Source organism: Streptomyces sp. NBC_00878 (genome assembly GCF_026341515.1).
Classification (GTDB): Bacteria; Actinomycetota; Actinomycetes; order Streptomycetales; family Streptomycetaceae; genus Streptomyces.
In genome coordinates, this window is the sequence record NZ_JAPEOK010000001.1 from 4,330,591 (window position 1) to 4,347,690 (window position 17,100).

Consider the following 17,100-nt stretch of genomic DNA (forward strand, 5'->3'; position numbering starts at 1 on the left):
TTCCATCCTCGCAGGGCGGTCCACGGGACTCACACAGCGCTGTTCCCTACGATGGCGCGGTGACCAGTACCGCGTCCTCCACGGACACCCGGCAGGGACAGGGCGTCGAAGAGCAGCGGCCGACGTGGCAGCAACGGCTGCGCCGCTTCGGCTACACGCCCGCGCCCAGAAGCGACGTCCGCGACCGCCTGGTGCCCGCGTACACCGAGCCCAGTCCCCGGCTGTGGGCGGCGATCGGACTCCGCCGGGAGGCCGCGGAGCGCATCGTCCGCTGGTCGGCGTGGGGCGGCCCGCTGCTCGTCACGCTGATCGCGGGCGTGATGCGGTTCTGGAACCTGGGCAGCCCGAAGGCGGTGATATTCGACGAGACGTACTACGCCAAGGACGCCTGGGCACTCATTCACCGCGGATACGAGGTCAACTGGGCGAAGAACGCCAACGAGCTGATCCTGCAGAACGGCGGAAACGTCAAGATCCCGACGGACCCCGCCTATGTGGTCCACCCGCCCGTCGGCAAGTACGTCATCGGGCTCGGCGAGTGGATGTTCGGGTTCACGCCGTTCGGCTGGCGGTTCATGACGGCCGTGCTCGGCACGCTGTCGGTGCTGATGCTGTGCCGGATCGGCCGCCGCATCTTCCGCTCGACGTTCCTCGGCTGCCTGGCGGGCGCGCTGATGGCGGTCGACGGCCTGCACTTCGTGATGAGCCGCACCGCGCTGCTCGACCAGGTGCTGATGTTCTTCGTCCTCGCGGCCTTCGGCTGCCTGGTCATCGACCGCGACAAGGTCCGCGAACGCCTGGCCGCCGCGCTCCCACCGGACGCCGACGGCCTCGTACGCCCGGACGCGCGCGTCGCGGAGGACACGCGCCTCGGCCGCCGCCCCTGGCGCCTGGCGGCCGGTCTGCTGCTCGGCCTCGCCATCGGCACGAAGTGGAACGGCCTGTACATCCTCGTCGCGTTCGGCCTGCTGACGGTCCTGTGGGACGTCGGCTCACGGCGGGTGGCAGGCGCCCGCCGCCCCCACCTGGCGGTCCTCAAGCACGACGTGGGCTGGGCGTTCCTCGCCACGGTCCCGGTCGCGATCGCCACGTACATCGTGTCGTGGACGGGCTGGTTCCTCTCGGCCACCAACGGCAAGGGCGGCTACTACCGCAACTGGGCCACAGCCGACGGCCGCACCAGCGACTGGTCCTGGCTGTTCCCGGACTGGTGGCGCAGCCTGTGGCACTACGAGACCCAGGTGTACGACTTCCACGTCGGCCTGCACTCCCCGCACACGTACCAGTCGAACCCGTGGAGCTGGATCGTCACGGGACGTCCGGTCTCGTACTTCTACGAGTCCCCGCTGCCCGGCAAGGACGGCTGCCCGACGGACGCGGGCGAGAAGTGCGCCCGCGAGGTCCTGGCCCTCGGCACACCGCTGCTCTGGTGGGCGGCGGCCTTCGCGGTCCTCTACGTCCTGTGGCGCTGGCTGTTCCGCCGCGACTGGCGCGCGGGCGCGATCGCCTGCGGCATCGCGGCCGGCTACCTCCCCTGGTTCATGTACCAGGAACGCACGATCTTCTTCTTCTACGCCGTAGTCTTCCTCCCCTTCCTCTGCCTGGCCGTCGCCATGATGACCGGCGCGATCCTCGGCCCCCCCGGCTCCACAGAACGCCGCCGCGTAATCGGCGCGGCCACGGCAGGCGTCCTGGTCCTGCTCATCGCCTGGAACTTCATCTACTTCTGGCCGATCTATACGGGGCAGGCGATTCCGATCGACAGTTGGCGGTCTCGGATGTGGCTGGATACTTGGGTTTAGCTGGGCGGACGTACCGAGAGGGCGCGGCAATCTGCCGCGCCCTCTTGGTCGTTGTTGGCCGTCGGGGGTTGTCGTTGGCCGCCTCCTGACGGCCCCAGGACGGCCTCAGTTTCTGCCTCGGGAGATTTACAGTCCCCACACGATCGCCCGCCCACCCGCGGCCTGACCTGCGATTTTTCGTGCCGCCAGAAGGGGCCCACTGAGTCTCGTCCACGTGTCGTCCTGATCTTGAAAGTCTTCACAAGGCTCTAGTTAAAACCCAGAGAGGTGCTGGAATTCAAAAGGCAATTGCGCTTCTCAGAGCAGCATCTCTAGACAGAGGTGCCGTTTCACTTTTGCAGCTTGTAGGCTCAGAGCGACGCGCTGATGAAGCAATACCAATCGCTGGCCGTTTCCATAAAAATGATCAGCCAGAAGACGGGAATCAAATTCTACAAGGGATCGGCAAAGGGGGCGCGTACAGCATCAAGGCAGCCTTGGACGGACTGAAGGGGCGCATGCTAGAAGAAGAATATAGGATCGAAATACTTCGCAGTATCCCGCACGGGCAGCATGAGAGTTATGCAAATACTCTCGCTAACCTTGGCTCCCCGGAATTAGCGCAGGTCATGCAAGAGGCCGAGAACATGCCGCCGTTTTAAGTCGCAGTACGTCAGACAGGCGCATGGGCACAGTACGCGTTCCCTGATGACCTATTGGTTCACGACTTTCAACTCACCGCCCGGCTTCAGGACGCTGAAACGGCCATGGGGTGGACCTTCGGCTCAGTGAGCGAGACCGCACCTTGAGGAAGTCCAAATCAGATGAACGCCACCAAGAAACACACTGCACGCGTCGTCTCTAATCAAAGCGGAATCCTCCACCACCGTTCATGCGCGCACTCGTTTTCTCCATACGTATGTTGTACTTCTCTAGAAGTATGTGATCGGGTGCCACTTGCACCTGAAATCCATCGTAGGCAAAGGTCCCACGGTTGATTATGATCGCACTCGGTGCGACGAATTCGACTTGCGCCAATATGGCGCGCAACCCACTGCGAATCGTCAATCTTTTTCCGACAAGTTCCACATCCCATGAATCGACGGAAAAAATAAGCTCATTCTCGTCTACATCGAGAAGTAACTTCCCCTCCTTGTCGAAGATGCGTAGCGACAGGAGGAGGCTACCGTCCTGTTTTTTGATCCGGATCACAGGATACCCCCTAATGGTCAAAGCAGAAATTACAGCATCACGCGCGAAGTCGTGCATGAATCTATTGCTTCCAAAATTTACCAAACAGGAGTCGCCGGAATATCTCAACGGAAACGCCTCAGACATCCCAAATCTCAAGTTGTGAGGTTTACTATTGGCGGTCAAAACCTCTGCAATGGGAAGTAGCCCGCGTGTCTTCTCTGCATGATGAGTCGGGCAAAGAATCGTCATTTCATCCGGATTATGCTCCTTGACAATCGACCACTCCCGCATGTGTTCGTATTCGTAAAGCGGAAGCCCGCAAATGACGCACCCAAACCCACAACGCTGCCGAATTTGACGCTTGATCGGTTCCGGTATATAGCGTCCATTTTGAGTCATTTGGAAATCCTTGTCTATATGATTCGTATGAGTCATGTTAAGCCTGGAAGCGACGCTTGCGGGGAACTGTCGAACAGTGCGTAACAGGTCCTGAGCACGCGTGTTTGCGCTGCGTCTATCTTGCGTGTGGAGCAAGCCCGCTGAGGTCGTCGGCGGCCTTCAGCGCCAGTCACGAGAAGTATTGAGATCAATCACGGGAGATAGGGCTGGCGAGCACCCGGGGTCTCAACGTGACGCCCGGCGTCCGGCGGCCTGGTCTGTGGGTGCGGGCATGCCCAGCGGCGGCCTCCCGTGGGTACGGGAGCGCACGAGCACCCCGCCCGGAGGCGTCCGCCGTACCCGCCAGCACGAGGCCACGGGAGACCCCACGGCGAGCCGTCGGCCCGATGACCCGTCAACTGATATAGGGACCAGTCCAGTTAAGCCTGGAGACCAATCCATACACGCTCCCCAGGACCCGACGTTTCCCGGGCAGGGTCAACGGGCCAGCTCAGGCCCTGAAGACCGCGCGTGCAAGGAACACCCATGGATCCCTAAAAGGGAGGATCGCCAAGCGCAGCCCTGGCAAGGCACCGAGAGCCAAGACACGTCGGCACGGCCTCAGCAGGACCACACGTACGTGGTGGTCGGGCTGAGAGTTGCGTGCCGCAGACTCCGACCGCCACCCAAATGGGAAAGGTCGGAAGTGAAGCTCTCTCTCGGTGTCAAGGTGCTGATCGTCAGCATCTGCGCCCTGATCTCCGTCATCGTCGGCATTGTCGCTGGACTCATCAGCCACAAGACCGACACCCCCATCGGACCCGCGTTCCTCCTCGGGGGCGGCGTGTTCGGCGGAACCCTGACGCTGTGCCTGATGGTGCTGTCAGCGCTCGGCGTGCTTTGAAAGCGCGAGAGCCCCGGAGGTCGGTTCTCCGGGGCATCGCGAGCAATCCGTGCGTCTCAACGGGGGTTCAGCGCACGGCGGGCGGCATTGATGACGTTGTGGGCGTCGGCCCCGTACACAGCCGACTCGCGCAAGGTCTTCCAGGTCCGCAGGTAGAGGGCGACGCTGTCGTCGTCATCGAGCCACATCTCGGCGTGCCAAGCCTCGGTGACGACCTGGCGATCGTCGTAGATCCAGAAACCCAGACCGGGCGGAACCTTCAGAGACGCGGTGAGCGGCACGATGCCAAGCTCCACGGTGTCCATGCCGATGACGCCCGTAAGCCGGTCGAGTTGGGCGACGAGTACCGAGGGCGAGCAGACCAGCGACCGCAGGACCGGTTCCCACAGGATGATGTGGTAGCGCCTGCCCCCGCTGTACAGAAGCTCCTGACGCCTCATGCGGGCCCGTACGGCTTCCTCAATGTCCCGTGGGGACCTGTGCAGTTCGGCAGAACGGGTGAGCACGGCGCGTGCGTAGTCGGGGGTCTGAAGGACGCCCACGACCCAAGAGGACTCCCAGGCGCGCAGCACCCTCGAATTGGCCTGCGCCTCGTTGTGGACGTCCTGCACGGGCTTGTGTCCGCCGACAAGCTGCCTGCGCCATGAGCGGATGTGCGACTCGAACCCCGCCAGCCTGGCCCGCAGTTCCTGATAAGCCGCTGGCTGGCCGCACGCCGTTGCCCACTGGTCCAAGTCCTCCGGGGTAGCCGTCTGCTTGCCCAACTCCAGCTTCGAGACCTTCGAGTTGGGCCAGCCGAGTCGGCGAGCGAGGGCAGTGCCGGTGAGCCGGCCGTCAGGGGCGGAAAGCCGAAGTTCCCGGAGCCGCACCCCGAGGGCTTCGCGGGCCTGCTGATAGTCCGTGCTCACCGGCACCCACCTGCTTTACGCCTCCTTCGCGGCCATGCCCGCCGCGAACTGCTTGAAAGGAACGCCGTAGTGCTGCGCAACGTCCCGCAGTCGGTTGTACTGGTTCACGCGCGCCGGTTCCGTGATCAGCTCGGCACCCGTGAGGTTGTCATCGTCGTCGAAGATGCACACGGCGACGATGTGTGAGTCGAAGATCCAGAAGTCTTCGTTCGGAAGGTTGACGCGCTCGGCGTCCTCCCGCCACATGCTGCGCACGTCCTCGCCGAGGGCCGCGTTCTTCTCGGCGTGCACCAGCAGATACAGCTGACCCGGGGTAGGCGGGTTGTCGACGATCCGGACCCGCCCGACGCTGACACCGTCCTCGGTCTTCGCTCGGATGCCCTGGCTCCATGGCGTGTCCAGGTCCCAGGTCGGTGCCTCGCCCCGGGCGAACTGAGCGTAGGTGTCGGTCGCTTCGTCGACCGCATAGCGCTTGCGCATTTCCAGGTGCCACGCGCTGTGCTGGAAGTTCTCGAACAGATGGGCGAACTGTTCCGGGTTGAAGATGCGCGGTTCGGTCTCGCGGTCCTTCGGCCCGAAGTCGATCAACGTGTTGCGAGGCATGACGATCGGGATCTCGTCCTCGTCGATGTGCTGAAGCTGGGCGAGTGCCTCCGGGTCGGTCAGACGCGGCCCGTGGACGATCACTTCCCCCGTGTCCAGGTCTTCGTGCACTGCGGGGCAGCTGCCTTCACCGCTGCCCGTACCGTTGAAGCGCAGTCGTCGAGCCATGATCAGAGTCCCTTCGCCGGAAGCCGATCACCCCAGCATCGCCAGGCCACACGCCCCGGGCTATGGGTTCCCACCAGCTTCGTGAGAAAAACTGAGCCAAGCAAGAGAGGGTGCGAGAAAAATCGAGAAAACACCATCGCGCGTCCCAACCCCTCGTCCCTAGCGTCCCGTTCATGGCAACGAAGAAACCGGACGTCGACCCGTACGCGGCTGCCGAGTCCCTGAGAGCAGCACTGACCGAGGTCGGAATCGTCTTCCCCTCCCTGCGGGTCGACCCTGCATCCCCCAAATTGCGGCTCGTTGAGCTGGGGCGCGTGCGCGCGGACGTGGCCGCTCGCCTGGCCGAAGCCCTCCAGCCAGGGGGGCAGGCATGACGGGGTACGAGAAGCCGGCAACGATGCTCAGCCACGGCAACCTGCCTTACCCAGCAGGGACGTTGATGGTGGACACGATCTCTGAGCGCACAGGCCACCTGGTCGGCGTGATCGAGGAGCGCACCAAGGAAGGCAACAAGGTCGTGAGCCGACAGGCGTTCATGCGACCCGAGGGCGGGGGCATCGAGTGGGATGTGCCCCTTGAGCGCGTGCGGCCGGTGGGCCCAGAGGACGAGCAACCCCGGTGACCACATCGGCTATGAGCGACAGTGGCTCACTGTGAAAGCCCGAAAGGCCCCTCCGACCGACGGCAACGGGGAGGACCCAGTGACCGAATCAACCGCCGTACCCTTCGGCCTGACCCGGATGCGGCCCTTCCCGGACGCCGTGGATCTGGTTCCGGCCACGGTAGTGCTGGACCCGAAGACGCAGACCGGACGGTGGCTGGGCCCGGACGGGCTGGACATCCCCGAGTTGGACCGGCACAAGAGGTCCGAGACTTCGAAGGAGACGAAGACGAAGACGAGCCTGGACGGGAATCCCGACGAGGGCGGGGACCAGCAGGGAGACAGCGATTGACCTCGTCACCGTTCTTGTCGTCACCGGTTCTTGTCGTCACCCAGCTCGACGACGCGACCGCCGATGGGGTCATCGAGGAGCTGAATCGTCGGTCGGTTCCGGTCGTACGGCTCGACCCGGGCGACTTCCCAGCAGCTGTCGTCGTTGACGCGCGTGTGGGCGATGTCGGCCTCGTCGGCGGTTTGCGGACCGCGACCCGGGCGGCGGATCTCGACCAGGTCCGTTCGGTTTACTGGCGCCGCCCCAGCCCGTACAGCGCTCCCGAGGGGGTGGGCGCCCAGGACGCCCGCTGGTGCGTGGACCAGGCCCGCTATGGGCTGGGCGGCCTGCTCGCCGCACTGCCCGGCGCGCACTACGTCAACCACCCCTGGCGCAACCGGGACGCGGAGTACAAGCCCGCTCAACTGGCCGCCGCTGCCCGCAGCGGTCTGCACGTACCCCCGACGCTCCTCACCAACGATCGGGAACGGGCCGCCAGTTCACTCGCGAGTACGGGCCCGTCGTCTACAAGCCGCTGCGCAACACCGACTACGCCGACCACGACGGGCACGGGCTCACCGTGTGGGTCGAGGAGGTGGAGCCCCACGCCCTCGGGGCCGGCGTCGCGCAGACCATGCACCTCTTCCAGCAGCGCGTGAACAAGACGGCCGACATCCGTCTCACCGCCGTCGGGGACCGCCTGTTTCCCGTACGCATCGACGGCTCTCCGGGCCTGGACTGGCGCCGCCACTACGACGACCTCAGCTACACGCTGATCGACACCCCGTCCGACGTCGCCAAAGGCATACGGACTTACATGGATGCCTTCGGCCTCACCTACGGCGCGTTCGACTTCGGGCTCGATCCGGACGGCCGCTGGTGGTGGTACGTGTGCAATCCGAACGGGCAGTACGCCTGGTTCCCCGACCCCGTCACAAGCCGCATCAAAGCAGCCATCGCCGACGAACTCCAGCACCCCCACCGGGACACCCCATGACCAATGCCGCTGCCCTCCGCCGGGACCTCGCCGACAGCCTCGCGGCCCGAGGCCAACTGACAGACCCCGCATGGCGAACCGCTGTCGAGGAGGTGCCCCGCGAACTCTTCCTCGGCAGGGCGTTCTACCGACCGCTCGGAACGCAGTGGGAACCCGTACGCCGCGAAGATCTCAGCGAGGACGAGTGGCTACGCCTGGCGTACTCGGACACCACCTGGGTCACACAGGTGGACGGCGTCGACGCTGCCGACTCCCCAGGCGCGCGCTCCGGGCGCCCGACCTCCTCAAGCACCTTGCCCTCCCTCATCATGAGGACCATCGAGCTCGCCGGACTCCAGGACGACGACAAGGTGCTGGAGATCGGCACCGGAACCGGCTACTCCACCGCGATCCTGTCCCACCGCCTGGGCGGCGAGAACGTCTATTCCATCGAGTACGACGAGCGCCTCGCGGACCTCGCCGCCGACCGCATCCGTGCCGCGGGGCACAGTCCCCAACTCGTCACCGGCGACGGCCTCCAGGGCCACAGGGGAGGCGCCGAGTACGACGCGATCATCGCCACGTGCTCCGTACGCAGCATCCCGCCCTCATGGCTGTTCCAGCTCCGCGACGGAGGCAGCATCACCACCACCATCAGCGGCTGGATGCTCGCCTCCGGCATGATCCGCCTCACCCTCGACGACGAGGGCGTCGCGCGCGGGCGCTTCACCGGGGACGCTGTCTCGTACATGCTTGCCCGCCCCCACGAGCGCCCTCCCCACCCCAACTTCTACCCGCACCCGGGCAAGACCCGTCCCACCCGGGTGAGTCCCGCCCTGCTCGACCGGTGGACCGGGCACTTCCTGGCACAACTCGCCGCACCCTCGGCCGAGTTGCTGCGCCTGGGCGACGACGTGATCCTCCTCGACGTGGCCACCGGCTCGCAGGCATGGACAGAACCCGACGGAAACGGCTGGGCAGTCCACCAGAACGGGCCGCTGAACCTGTGGGATCAGGTCGAAGACGCGTTGGTGACATGGCAAGAGGCAGGCTCGCCCGACCAGACATCGTTCGGGATGACCGTCACGGACTTGAACCAGATCGTCTGGCTGGGGCATCCGGAAGGGCCGTGTTGGCGTTTGCCGAACTGAGACGGTGCGAGAAGCTCAACCGCCCGTCGAAAGACTCCCGTTGGCCGCACCACGCTGCTCGACGACGTGCTCCCAACCCCCCTCGTCGTGGGGGCGGCAGCACGTCGTCGAACGATCAGAAGACCGTTCGCGCGGTGGCTGGTGAGGAACTGTTCGAGAGCCTCACCCACTTCGTGGTCATCCACAACGAGCAGTTGCCCCAGCTTGCCGAACGGATCGCAGACCAGGTGGTCGCCTTCCTGGTCACCGCCGCCACGGCCACCGTCCCCATGGTCCCGAGAACCTCGCGCAGTGCGACTCGGACTGCGGCCGACCGTACGGTCAGGCGTAACACACGACAACAGCGACGCGGCCGGCCTCCACTCATGGTCGGCCGCGTTCGCCGGGAAGGAGAGCAGACGTTGTCCGGGTCACCCCCTGAACTGCCGATCGTGGTACTCGACGCACTCATGCCCACGGCCCAGCGCCTGGTGCTCAACCGCCGGGGCTCCATGGTCTGGGAGGTGGAGAGCCGTCGGGGCCACTACGCCGTGAAGGTCGGCTATCCGATCGAGGCCACGACCGACTGGGCCGCCCAGCCCTGGACCGCCCTCGCACCCGCACGCGAGGGGGCCGTGCTGCATCGCCTCGGCTTCGTCGACTTCGCGTACGGCGAGTGGGAGCAAGGAACCTGGAACTTCCAGCCGTGGCACGAGGGGCCGGACCTGTACCAGCTGTGGGAGCCCTGCCGTAGGCGAGACGCGCCCCTCGCGCCGCACACCGGCGTGGCCCTGGGATGCGTCGAAGCACTGGCCGAACTCCACGCCCAGGACTGGGCCCACGGTGACGTACAGCCCGCCCACTTCATCATCGGGCCCGAGCGAACCCACCTCATCGACCTCGCCCTTGCCCTTGCCCAAGGCGGACACGTGCCCGAGGGGTACGACTTCCCGTTCCGCGGCTGCCTCGTCCACTACGAGGCACCGGAGATCGCCCGGAGCGTGCTCGCCACCGGAGAAGCCGAGCCGACCCAGGAAGCCGACATCTACGCGCTCGGCGCCTCCCTGCTCATCTCCGCTACCGGCTGGCGGGCGATGGAGTACCCGGACGCCGCTCCCCGCTCAGTGCAGAGAGAGGCCGTGGCGAACGGTCGGCGTCGGCCGGTGAAGGCACCCGGTGAACTGGGCGAACTGATCGACGCGATGCTCAGCCATGCGCCAGAGGACCGACCCACCACCTACGAGGTGGGCAAAGCCCTGCACTGACTCCGAAGCTGATCAGGCCCCCGGCGCCGATGGGATGTTGTTGGCGAATCCCGTCAGACCTCCAGCAAGTGGGCGGTGAGTCCCAGCGACACGCCGTAAACCCGGCGTGTCGCTAGGACTCTCGCGACAATTACTTCGCGTCTGACCGGGCATGCCGAGCGACACGACAGTGCCCCCGACCCCCCTCGTCGCGGGTCGGGAGCACTGTCGTCGAGCACCGGGCCGTCACCCCAAGCCCCTCACCACCCGGCCGTCACCCCGGACCGTCACCCCGGACCGTCACTCCCGGGCGGCCGTCACCCCAGGGCCGTAGTCCCCGGGCCGTCGCCCCGGGGCGACCGTCACCGCAACCCAAACGCCTCCATAACCGCATTGATCGCCTCGACCACCGGCGCCCCCGCCGCCCCGAGCAGCGCCGCCACCCCGCCGATGCTGCCCAGGGCCTGCCGGAAGCGCTGCCCGTCCACCGGGCCGTCCGTGTCGATGATGCCCAGCGAGTCGTCGAGGACCGCTCGGTCCGCCTCCGAGACCCGCGTCCGCAGGGCCAGTACCGCGTTGATCATCTGTTCGTGGGCCGCCCGCTGGTCCACCGGGCCCTGGTTCTTGACGACGCCGATGTTGAAGTTGCCGAACTGCATGACGCTGTCGCCGCCGGTCACCTGGTCACCTTGCCCGTGTTGTTGTCGCCGAACTGATAGATATTGTCCCCGCTGCTGATGTTGTACGTCGGCATTTCGTAGCGGAACTGGATTTCCGGGTTGTCCATCGCTTCCATGACCTGCTGGAAGACTTTGTCCATCAGTCCCTGGTCGTCGCTCGTGAGTGCGGTCTGCGGCGATCCCGACGTCGTGATTTCCAGGACGTACAGCGTCGGAGCGTTCAGCACCTGCTGGAGCCGGTGGAAACTGCGGGCGATCAGCCCGGCGCCGACGGCCAGCAGCAGGAGCCCCACGAAGGTGGACGCCGACATGAACCCCAGCCCGGCGAAGACCAGGACCAAGTGGAGCACCAGCTTCTTCACGAACTCGGTCTTGGCCTTGGCGCGGTCGGGCACGAGCTGCTTCATCGACGTACGGGCGATGTTGCGCAAGGGATAGGTGTCCGAACCCACCCACAGGGCACCTTTGCTCACCTGGACTTCTGTGATACTGCGCGAATAACCCATACTCGTCCCCCCTTTGTCGTGCGATGAGAGGCGTTACTCAAACACACGGGAGACATCGAAGGACAACGATCCTGGGATTTTCACTCCGGCGAGAAATGCCGATCACCTTTCGGTCGCCTTTCGATCGAATTCTCACCTAGTTCTCGCCGAATTCCCGCCGACGCCGACCATTCCCGCTCGGAACATCCGCGGAGTGGGGAGTGAGGAGCGAAACCGGAGCGTTCGCACACCCGAACGACGCCCGGGCTCTCGTCACTCTTCGGAAACCATCTGGGAACAGGAACCCCATCCGCCACCCCTCCCGCATACAGTGCGACGTACGCACACGTTTCTGAACGCGTTCAGAAACGTACACGGGGAACGGGGAGGGGAAGGCGCGATGCGCAACGGGGTCAAGGCCGCCATAGTGGGCGGGGTGTTCGCGGTGATGGTCGGGGGTGCCGGGTACGGCGCGTTCAACATAGTCAGCGCGTTCAGCGGGGACGGCGGCTCGGGTGACGCCGTCAAGACCGGACCGCCGTCCAGCGACGAGGTCGAGGAGACCACGAAGGCGTTCTTCACGGCCTGGGAGGACGGCGAAGCCGCCGCGGCCGCGGACCAGACGGACAACGCGCAGGTCGCCAGGCCCCTGCTGGTCGCCTACGGCGGCCAGGCGCACATCACCAAGGTGAAGATCACGCCCGGTACGCCGTCGGGCTTGACCGTCCCCTTCTCGGTGTCGGCCACCGTGTCGTACAAGGGCGAGAGCAAGCCCCTCGCGTACAAGAGCGAACTGACCGTCATGCGCGGGAAGACCACGGGCAAGGCGCTGGTCGACTGGCAGCCGTCCGTCCTGCACCCGGACATGAAGACCGGCGACACCCTGGTCACCGGCGAGGCCGCCAGCCCGCCCATCGACGCCGTGGACCGCGACGGCGCCGTCCTGACCAAGGCGAAGTACCCGTCCCTCGGCCCGGTCCTGGACGCGCTGCGCGGCAAGTACGGCGACAAGGCGGGCGGCACGCCCGGTGTCGAGCTCGCGATCCGGCACGAGAGCGAGACCGCTGGCGACACCCCGCTCGTGGTCCTCTCCAAGGGCAAGGCGGGCAAGCTGCGCACCACACTCAGCGCGGGCGCGCAGGCGGCGGCGGAGAAGGCGGTCAAGCAGTTCGCCGAGTCGTCGGTGGTCGCCCTGAAGCCGAGCACCGGGGAGGTACTGGCGATCGCGAACCACCGCGAGGACGGGTTCAACGCGGCGTTCGAGGGCAGGGTCGCCCCCGGCTCCACGATGAAGATCATCACCGCGGCGACGCTCATCGACAACGGCGTGACCTCGATGAACGGCCCGGCGCCCTGTCCGGCGGACGCCGTCTGGAAGAGCAAGCCGTTCAAGAACCTCAAGGGCATGCAGCCCAACGAGGGCGCCACGCTCGCCAACAGCTTCATGCGCTCATGCAACACGGCCTTCGTGAAGCTCATCGGCGGCACCGACGAGAAGCCGCTCACGGACGAGTCGCTCACGACCGAGGCCCAGGAGCGGTTCGGCCTGGGCAAGGACAACTGGAAGACGGGAATCGTCTCGTTCGACGGAAGCGTCCCCGCGTCCGGCGGCCCGGACCGCGCGGCCAACGCGATCGGCCAGGGCAAGGTCCAGATGAACCCGCTGAACATGGCGTCGGTCACGGCGACCGCGATCACCGGCACGTTCCGGCAGCCCGTCATCGTGTCGCCGGAGCTCGACGACCGTGAACTGGCCACCGCCCGCGGCCTGTCGAGCGGCACCGCCGCCCAGCTGAAGCAGATGATGCGGCTCACCGCGACGAGCGGCACCGCCGTGAAGGCCATGTCCGGGCTCGGCGGCGACATCGGCGCCAAGACCGGCTCCGCCGAGGTCGACGGCCGGGACAAGGCCGACAGTTGGTTCACCGGCTTCCGCAACGACATCGCGGCCGCGGCCATGGCTCAGGGGGGCGGCCGCGGCGGCGACTCGGCCGGCCCGATCGTGGCCCAGGTCCTGCGGGCGGGGGGCTGAGTACCGGGGGCAGAGTACCGGGGGCCGAGTACCGAGTCGGCCCGCCGGAGGGGCGAGCGGTGCGGGACCGGCCGGTTCACAGGTGTCGGAACTCACCCTCACAGAGCAGGACTCTAGGGTGGTGGCTCTCGTTCTCATAGAGGACGGTGAGGACCGTGAGGGCACCGGGGAAGCAGCGAAGGAACGGAAGCCGTGGGGAACAGAAAGCGCGCGACTGAGCGCGGCAGCAACAGGACGAAACCCGCTGTCATCGGCGGGATGATCGCCGTTGTCGTGGGCGGCGCGGGGTTCGGTGTCTACGCCCTGTACGGGGGCGGGGCCGCGGCCCACGACACAAAGAGCGCGGCCTCCGACGCGAAGGACGAGAAGGACGCGAAGCCCGTGAAGAAGGGCCCGCTGTCGGCGGCGGAGGTGAAGTCCACCGCCACGGCGTTCCTCACGGCCTGGCAGAGCGGTGCCGTCACGACCGCGGCGGCCTCGACGAACGACACCGCGGCCGCCCGCACCCTGCTCACCGGCTACGGCAAGGAGGCGTACATCAAGGATGTGACGCTCACCGCCAAGGCGCGCTCCGGCGACACCGTCCCGTTCTCCGTCAAGGGCACCGTCACGTACAAGGGCACGACCAAGCCCCTCGCGTACGAGTCGAAGCTCACCGTCGTCCGTCGCGCCAAGGACGGCAAGCCGCTGGTCGACTGGCACTCGGCCGTCGTGCACCCGGACCTGGAGGACGGCGACAAGCTGGTCACCGGGGAGGCCGGGACGCCCCCGATCAAGGCGCTGGACCGGGACGGCGGCGAGCTGACCACCGCCAAGTACGCCTCCCTGGGCACGGTTCTCGACGGCCTGCGGGAGAAGTTCGGCAAGACGGCGGGCGGCAAGGCGGGCATCGAACTGCGGGTGATCCGCGCCGACTCCAAGGACGCCGACAGCTCCGCCAAGACGGCCGATTCCGACGAGAACGCCGATGAGAACGCCGACAAGAAGCCGGACAAGACGCTGCTGGAGCTCAGCAAGGGCACCCCGGGCACGGTCCGTACGACGCTCAGTCCGGGCCTCCAGGCGATCGCCGAGCAGCAGGTCGCCAAGAAGGCCAAGTCCTCGGCCGTCCTCATCCGGCCGTCCACCGGCGAGATCCTGGCGGCCGCGAACGCCGGCGCCGGCAAGGGCTTCAACACCGCCTTCCAGGGTTCCCTGGCCCCCGGCTCGACGATGAAGGTCATCACGGCGTCGCTGCTCATCGACAAGGGGCTCGCGTCGGTGAACAAGGAACACCCCTGCCCCAAGTACTCGACGTACGGCGGCTGGAAGTTCCAGAACGACGACAAGTTCGAGATCAAGGGCGGCACGTTCAAGGCGAGCTTCGCGCGCTCCTGCAACACGGCCTTCATCAGTCAGGCCAAGAAGCTCAAGGACGACGACCTGGCCAAGCAGGCCCAGCAGGTGTTCGGGCTCGGCATGGACAACTGGTCCGTCGGCGTGCCGAGCTTCGACGGCGCGGTGCCGGTCCAGTCGCAGGCCCAGATGGCGGCCGAGCTGATCGGCCAGGGCGGGGTCCGGATGAACCCGCTGAACATGGCGTCGGTCGTCGCCACCGTCAAGACGGGCACGTTCCACCAGCCCTACCTGGTGTCCCCGACGGTCGACAAGCGCACCCTCGCCAAGGCGACCCGCGCGCTGTCCGCCGACACCCAGTCCCAGCTCAAGGAGCTCCTCCAGTACACGGCGTCGTCGGGTACGGCGGCGGGGGCCATGGCGGGCCTCGGCCCCGACTTCGGCGCCAAGACCGGTTCCGCGGAGGTCGACGGCCAGAAGAAGCCCAACGGCTGGTTCACGGCCTGGAAGGGCGACCTGGCGGCCGCGGGCGTGGTCCAGCAGGGCGGCCACGGCGGCGACTCGGCCGGCCCGATCGTCGCGGCACTGCTGAAGGCGGGCAGCTGACGGCGGGCACCTGAAGGCAGGCGGCTGACGGCTGACGGCGGCAGCCTCAAGGCGGCCGCCGGTCGCCTGCCGACAGCCGACAGCGGGCAGCGGGCAGGATCGGCAGCCGAGCCGACATCGGCAGCCGGCCGTCGGCCAACAGCGGGCCGGAGTGAGCCGCTGTTGGCCGACGGTCAGTTGGAGACCGGGGTCGCCGTGTACGTACGGCGCAGGAAGCGGATCAAGGCCTTCGAGTCGAACTGCACGACCTCCACGCCCGTCGGCGAGTGGAACTCCATGACGGCCTGGACCCGCCCCAACGGCCAGATGTGTACGTCACCGGCGACGGCCGGAGCCCGCAGGCCCTGTTCGAGAAGGTCACGGGCGAAGACCCACTCGTGGTGGCCCGGCAGCATGATGTGCACTCTGCGCGGGTCGGCCACGGGATCGTATCGAAGGGCCACCGGGACGGCGGGCGGGTCCTGGGCCTCGTCCGTCACGATGTGGGCACGCGCGTACTGCTCGACGGCGGACATCGATCGCTCCCTCTTTGAGCTGCTCCCCTTTGAGCCGCTTCCTCTCCAATGTCGCACATTTTCCGGAATGCGCTCCCGGATTATTCGAGGTCACCTCGCTCTTGCAAGTTGTTCGCATTAAGCCTCTATCATCGAACGGTCACAGCCAGCCGGCCTGCCCCCGGAAGCGGAGCCCTCCATGCACGTCCCCGACGGTTTCATCAACGCGCCCGTCTCCGTTGCCGCCGGAGCCGTGGCCGCCGCGGCTGTCGCGGTGAGCCTGCGCGGCGCCCGCCGTGAACTGGACGAGCGCACCGCCCCGCTCGCGGGCTTGGTCGCCGCCTTCATCTTCGCCGTACAGATGCTGAACTTCCCGGTCGCGGCCGGGACCAGCGGACATCTGCTGGGAGGCGCGCTGGCCGCGATACTCGTGGGCCCCTTCACCGGGGTCCTGTGTGTCTCGGTGGTGCTCCTCATGCAGGGCATCCTCTTCGCGGACGGCGGGCTCACCGCGCTCGGCGTGAACATCACGGTCATGGCGGTGGTCACCACGGTCGTGGCGTACGCCGTCTTCCGCGGCCTCGTGAAGCTTCTGCCCAAGAAGCGCCGGTCCATTACCGTCTCGGCGTTCGTCGCCGCCGTGCTCTCCGTGCCGGCCGCCGCCGCGGCCTTCACGCTCGTCTACGCGATCGGCGGCACCACGGATGTCCCGATCGGGCAGGTCCTCACCGCGATGGTCGGCGTCCACGTCCTGATCGGCATCGGCGAGGCCGCGATCACCGCGCTCACGGTGGGCGCCGTCATCGCCGTACGCCCGGACCTCGTGTACGGAGCCCGCGGTCTGACCACGCCGCTGAAGCTGCGGGTCGGCGGAGAGCTGGTGGACACGCCCGCCGCCGAGCCCGTACCGGCCGCCGCCGGGTCCCACCGCCCGGTGTGGCTGGCGGGTCTCGCCACCTCCCTCGTCCTCGCCGGCGTCGTCAGCTTCTACGCCTCCGCGAACCCGGACGGCCTGGAGAAGGTCGCCGCCGACAAGGGCATCGACGCCAAGGTCGAGGACCACGCCGCCGCCGACTCCCCGCTCGCCGACTACGGCGTCGAGGGCCTCACGAACTCCCGGATCTCCGGCGGCCTCGCGGGCGTGATCGGCGTGAGCGTCACGGTCGCCGCGGGCACGGGCGTCTTCTGGGCCGTACGGAAGCGTCGTACGTCCGAGACCTCGCCCTCGCACGTCGAGGAAACCGTCTGAC

The 17,100-nt window shown here is 66.9% G+C and carries 18 protein-coding genes; 12 read left to right on the top strand and 6 right to left on the bottom strand.

The features are described from left to right. Positions 1-59 precede the first annotated feature (59 nt). Positions 60-1,802, top strand: a complete 1,743-nt coding sequence (locus OHA11_RS18035; protein ID WP_266497487.1) for a dolichyl-phosphate-mannose--protein mannosyltransferase — start codon at positions 60-62, stop codon at positions 1,800-1,802. An 840-nt stretch (positions 1,803-2,642) separates the two neighbouring features. Here the strand turns inward: OHA11_RS18035 and OHA11_RS18040 are convergent. Next, complete coding sequence (locus OHA11_RS18040; RefSeq protein WP_266497489.1) at positions 2,643-3,374, bottom strand: hypothetical protein; 732 nt, start codon at positions 3,372-3,374, stop codon at positions 2,643-2,645. A gap of 685 nt (positions 3,375-4,059) precedes the next feature. Between OHA11_RS18040 and OHA11_RS18045 the strand changes: the two genes are divergently transcribed. Further along, entirely contained in the window at positions 4,060-4,257 is a 198-nt protein-coding gene (locus OHA11_RS18045; RefSeq protein ID WP_266497491.1) for a hypothetical protein, read from the top strand. Between the two features lie 56 nt (positions 4,258-4,313). Here OHA11_RS18045 and OHA11_RS18050 read toward each other — a convergent pair whose 3' ends face one another. Both OHA11_RS18050 and OHA11_RS18055 read right to left on the bottom strand, forming a co-directional pair. Then, complete coding sequence (locus OHA11_RS18050) at positions 4,314-5,165, bottom strand: helix-turn-helix transcriptional regulator (protein ID WP_266497494.1); 852 nt, start codon at positions 5,163-5,165, stop codon at positions 4,314-4,316. A gap of 15 nt (positions 5,166-5,180) precedes the next feature. Beyond that, positions 5,181-5,936, bottom strand: a complete 756-nt coding sequence (locus OHA11_RS18055; protein ID WP_266497496.1) for a DUF6879 family protein — start codon at positions 5,934-5,936, stop codon at positions 5,181-5,183. Positions 5,937-6,109: 173 nt separating this feature from the next. Here OHA11_RS18055 and OHA11_RS18060 point away from each other — a divergent pair, with 173 nt between their 5' ends. The 7 genes from OHA11_RS18060 (at position 6,110) to OHA11_RS18085 (ending at position 10,239) form a co-directional block, all read left to right on the top strand. After that, positions 6,110-6,310: a hypothetical protein gene (locus OHA11_RS18060; RefSeq protein WP_266497499.1), complete on the top strand. Its 201-nt coding sequence runs from the start codon at positions 6,110-6,112 to the stop codon at positions 6,308-6,310. Beyond that, positions 6,307-6,558 carry a hypothetical protein gene (locus OHA11_RS18065; RefSeq protein ID WP_266497501.1) on the top strand — a complete coding sequence of 84 codons (252 nt, stop codon included), beginning with the start codon at positions 6,307-6,309 and terminating at the stop codon, positions 6,556-6,558. Before OHA11_RS18060 ends, OHA11_RS18065 begins: the two co-directional genes overlap by 4 nt. Positions 6,559-6,637: 79 nt before the next feature. Further along, the gene (locus tag OHA11_RS18070) at positions 6,638-6,889 is read left to right on the top strand and encodes a putative ATP-grasp-modified RiPP (protein ID WP_266497503.1); all 252 of its coding nucleotides are present in this window, start codon (positions 6,638-6,640) and stop codon (positions 6,887-6,889) included. A gap of 14 nt (positions 6,890-6,903) precedes the next feature. Then, a complete protein-coding gene (locus tag OHA11_RS48355; RefSeq protein WP_323186769.1) occupies positions 6,904-7,527 on the top strand; it encodes an MvdC/MvdD family ATP grasp protein in 624 nt (207 codons plus the stop codon). After that, positions 7,464-7,865, top strand: a complete 402-nt coding sequence (locus tag OHA11_RS48360; RefSeq protein ID WP_323186783.1) for a hypothetical protein — start codon at positions 7,464-7,466, stop codon at positions 7,863-7,865. The genes OHA11_RS48355 and OHA11_RS48360 overlap by 64 nt, the downstream gene beginning before the upstream one ends. Continuing rightward, entirely contained in the window at positions 7,862-8,995 is a 1,134-nt protein-coding gene (tgmC, locus tag OHA11_RS18080) for an ATP-grasp peptide maturase system methyltransferase (protein ID WP_266497506.1), read from the top strand. The genes OHA11_RS48360 and tgmC overlap by 4 nt, the downstream gene beginning before the upstream one ends. Before the next feature lie 401 nt (positions 8,996-9,396). Beyond that, complete coding sequence (locus OHA11_RS18085) at positions 9,397-10,239, top strand: protein kinase (protein WP_266507267.1); 843 nt, start codon at positions 9,397-9,399, stop codon at positions 10,237-10,239. Positions 10,240-10,580: 341 nt separating this feature from the next. Here OHA11_RS18085 and OHA11_RS18090 read toward each other — a convergent pair whose 3' ends face one another. After that, positions 10,581-10,898 carry a hypothetical protein gene (locus tag OHA11_RS18090; RefSeq protein ID WP_266497509.1) on the bottom strand — a complete coding sequence of 106 codons (318 nt, stop codon included), beginning with the start codon at positions 10,896-10,898 and terminating at the stop codon, positions 10,581-10,583. Continuing rightward, positions 10,895-11,371 (bottom strand): DUF6232 family protein, encoded by a 477-nt coding sequence (locus tag OHA11_RS18095; protein ID WP_266497511.1) that lies wholly within the window; start codon positions 11,369-11,371, stop codon positions 10,895-10,897. The genes OHA11_RS18090 and OHA11_RS18095 overlap by 4 nt, the downstream gene beginning before the upstream one ends. Positions 11,372-11,783: 412 nt before the next feature. Here OHA11_RS18095 and OHA11_RS18100 point away from each other — a divergent pair, with 412 nt between their 5' ends. Further along, positions 11,784-13,415, top strand: a complete 1,632-nt coding sequence (locus OHA11_RS18100; RefSeq protein ID WP_266497513.1) for a penicillin-binding transpeptidase domain-containing protein — start codon at positions 11,784-11,786, stop codon at positions 13,413-13,415. Positions 13,416-13,607: 192 nt separating this feature from the next. Further along, on the top strand, positions 13,608-15,356 hold the full coding sequence (locus tag OHA11_RS18105) for a penicillin-binding transpeptidase domain-containing protein (RefSeq protein ID WP_266497515.1): 1,749 nt from the start codon (positions 13,608-13,610) through the stop codon (positions 15,354-15,356). 173 nt (positions 15,357-15,529) lie between these two features. Here OHA11_RS18105 and OHA11_RS18110 read toward each other — a convergent pair whose 3' ends face one another. Next, positions 15,530-15,871, bottom strand: coding sequence for an SsgA family sporulation/cell division regulator (locus OHA11_RS18110; protein WP_266497517.1), 342 nt, complete (start codon positions 15,869-15,871; stop codon positions 15,530-15,532). A 178-nt stretch (positions 15,872-16,049) separates the two neighbouring features. On the opposite strand from OHA11_RS18110, the gene OHA11_RS18115 reads away from it, so the two are divergent. Then, positions 16,050-17,099, top strand: a complete 1,050-nt coding sequence (locus OHA11_RS18115) for an energy-coupling factor ABC transporter permease (protein ID WP_266497519.1) — start codon at positions 16,050-16,052, stop codon at positions 17,097-17,099. Position 17,100 lies beyond the last annotated feature (1 nt).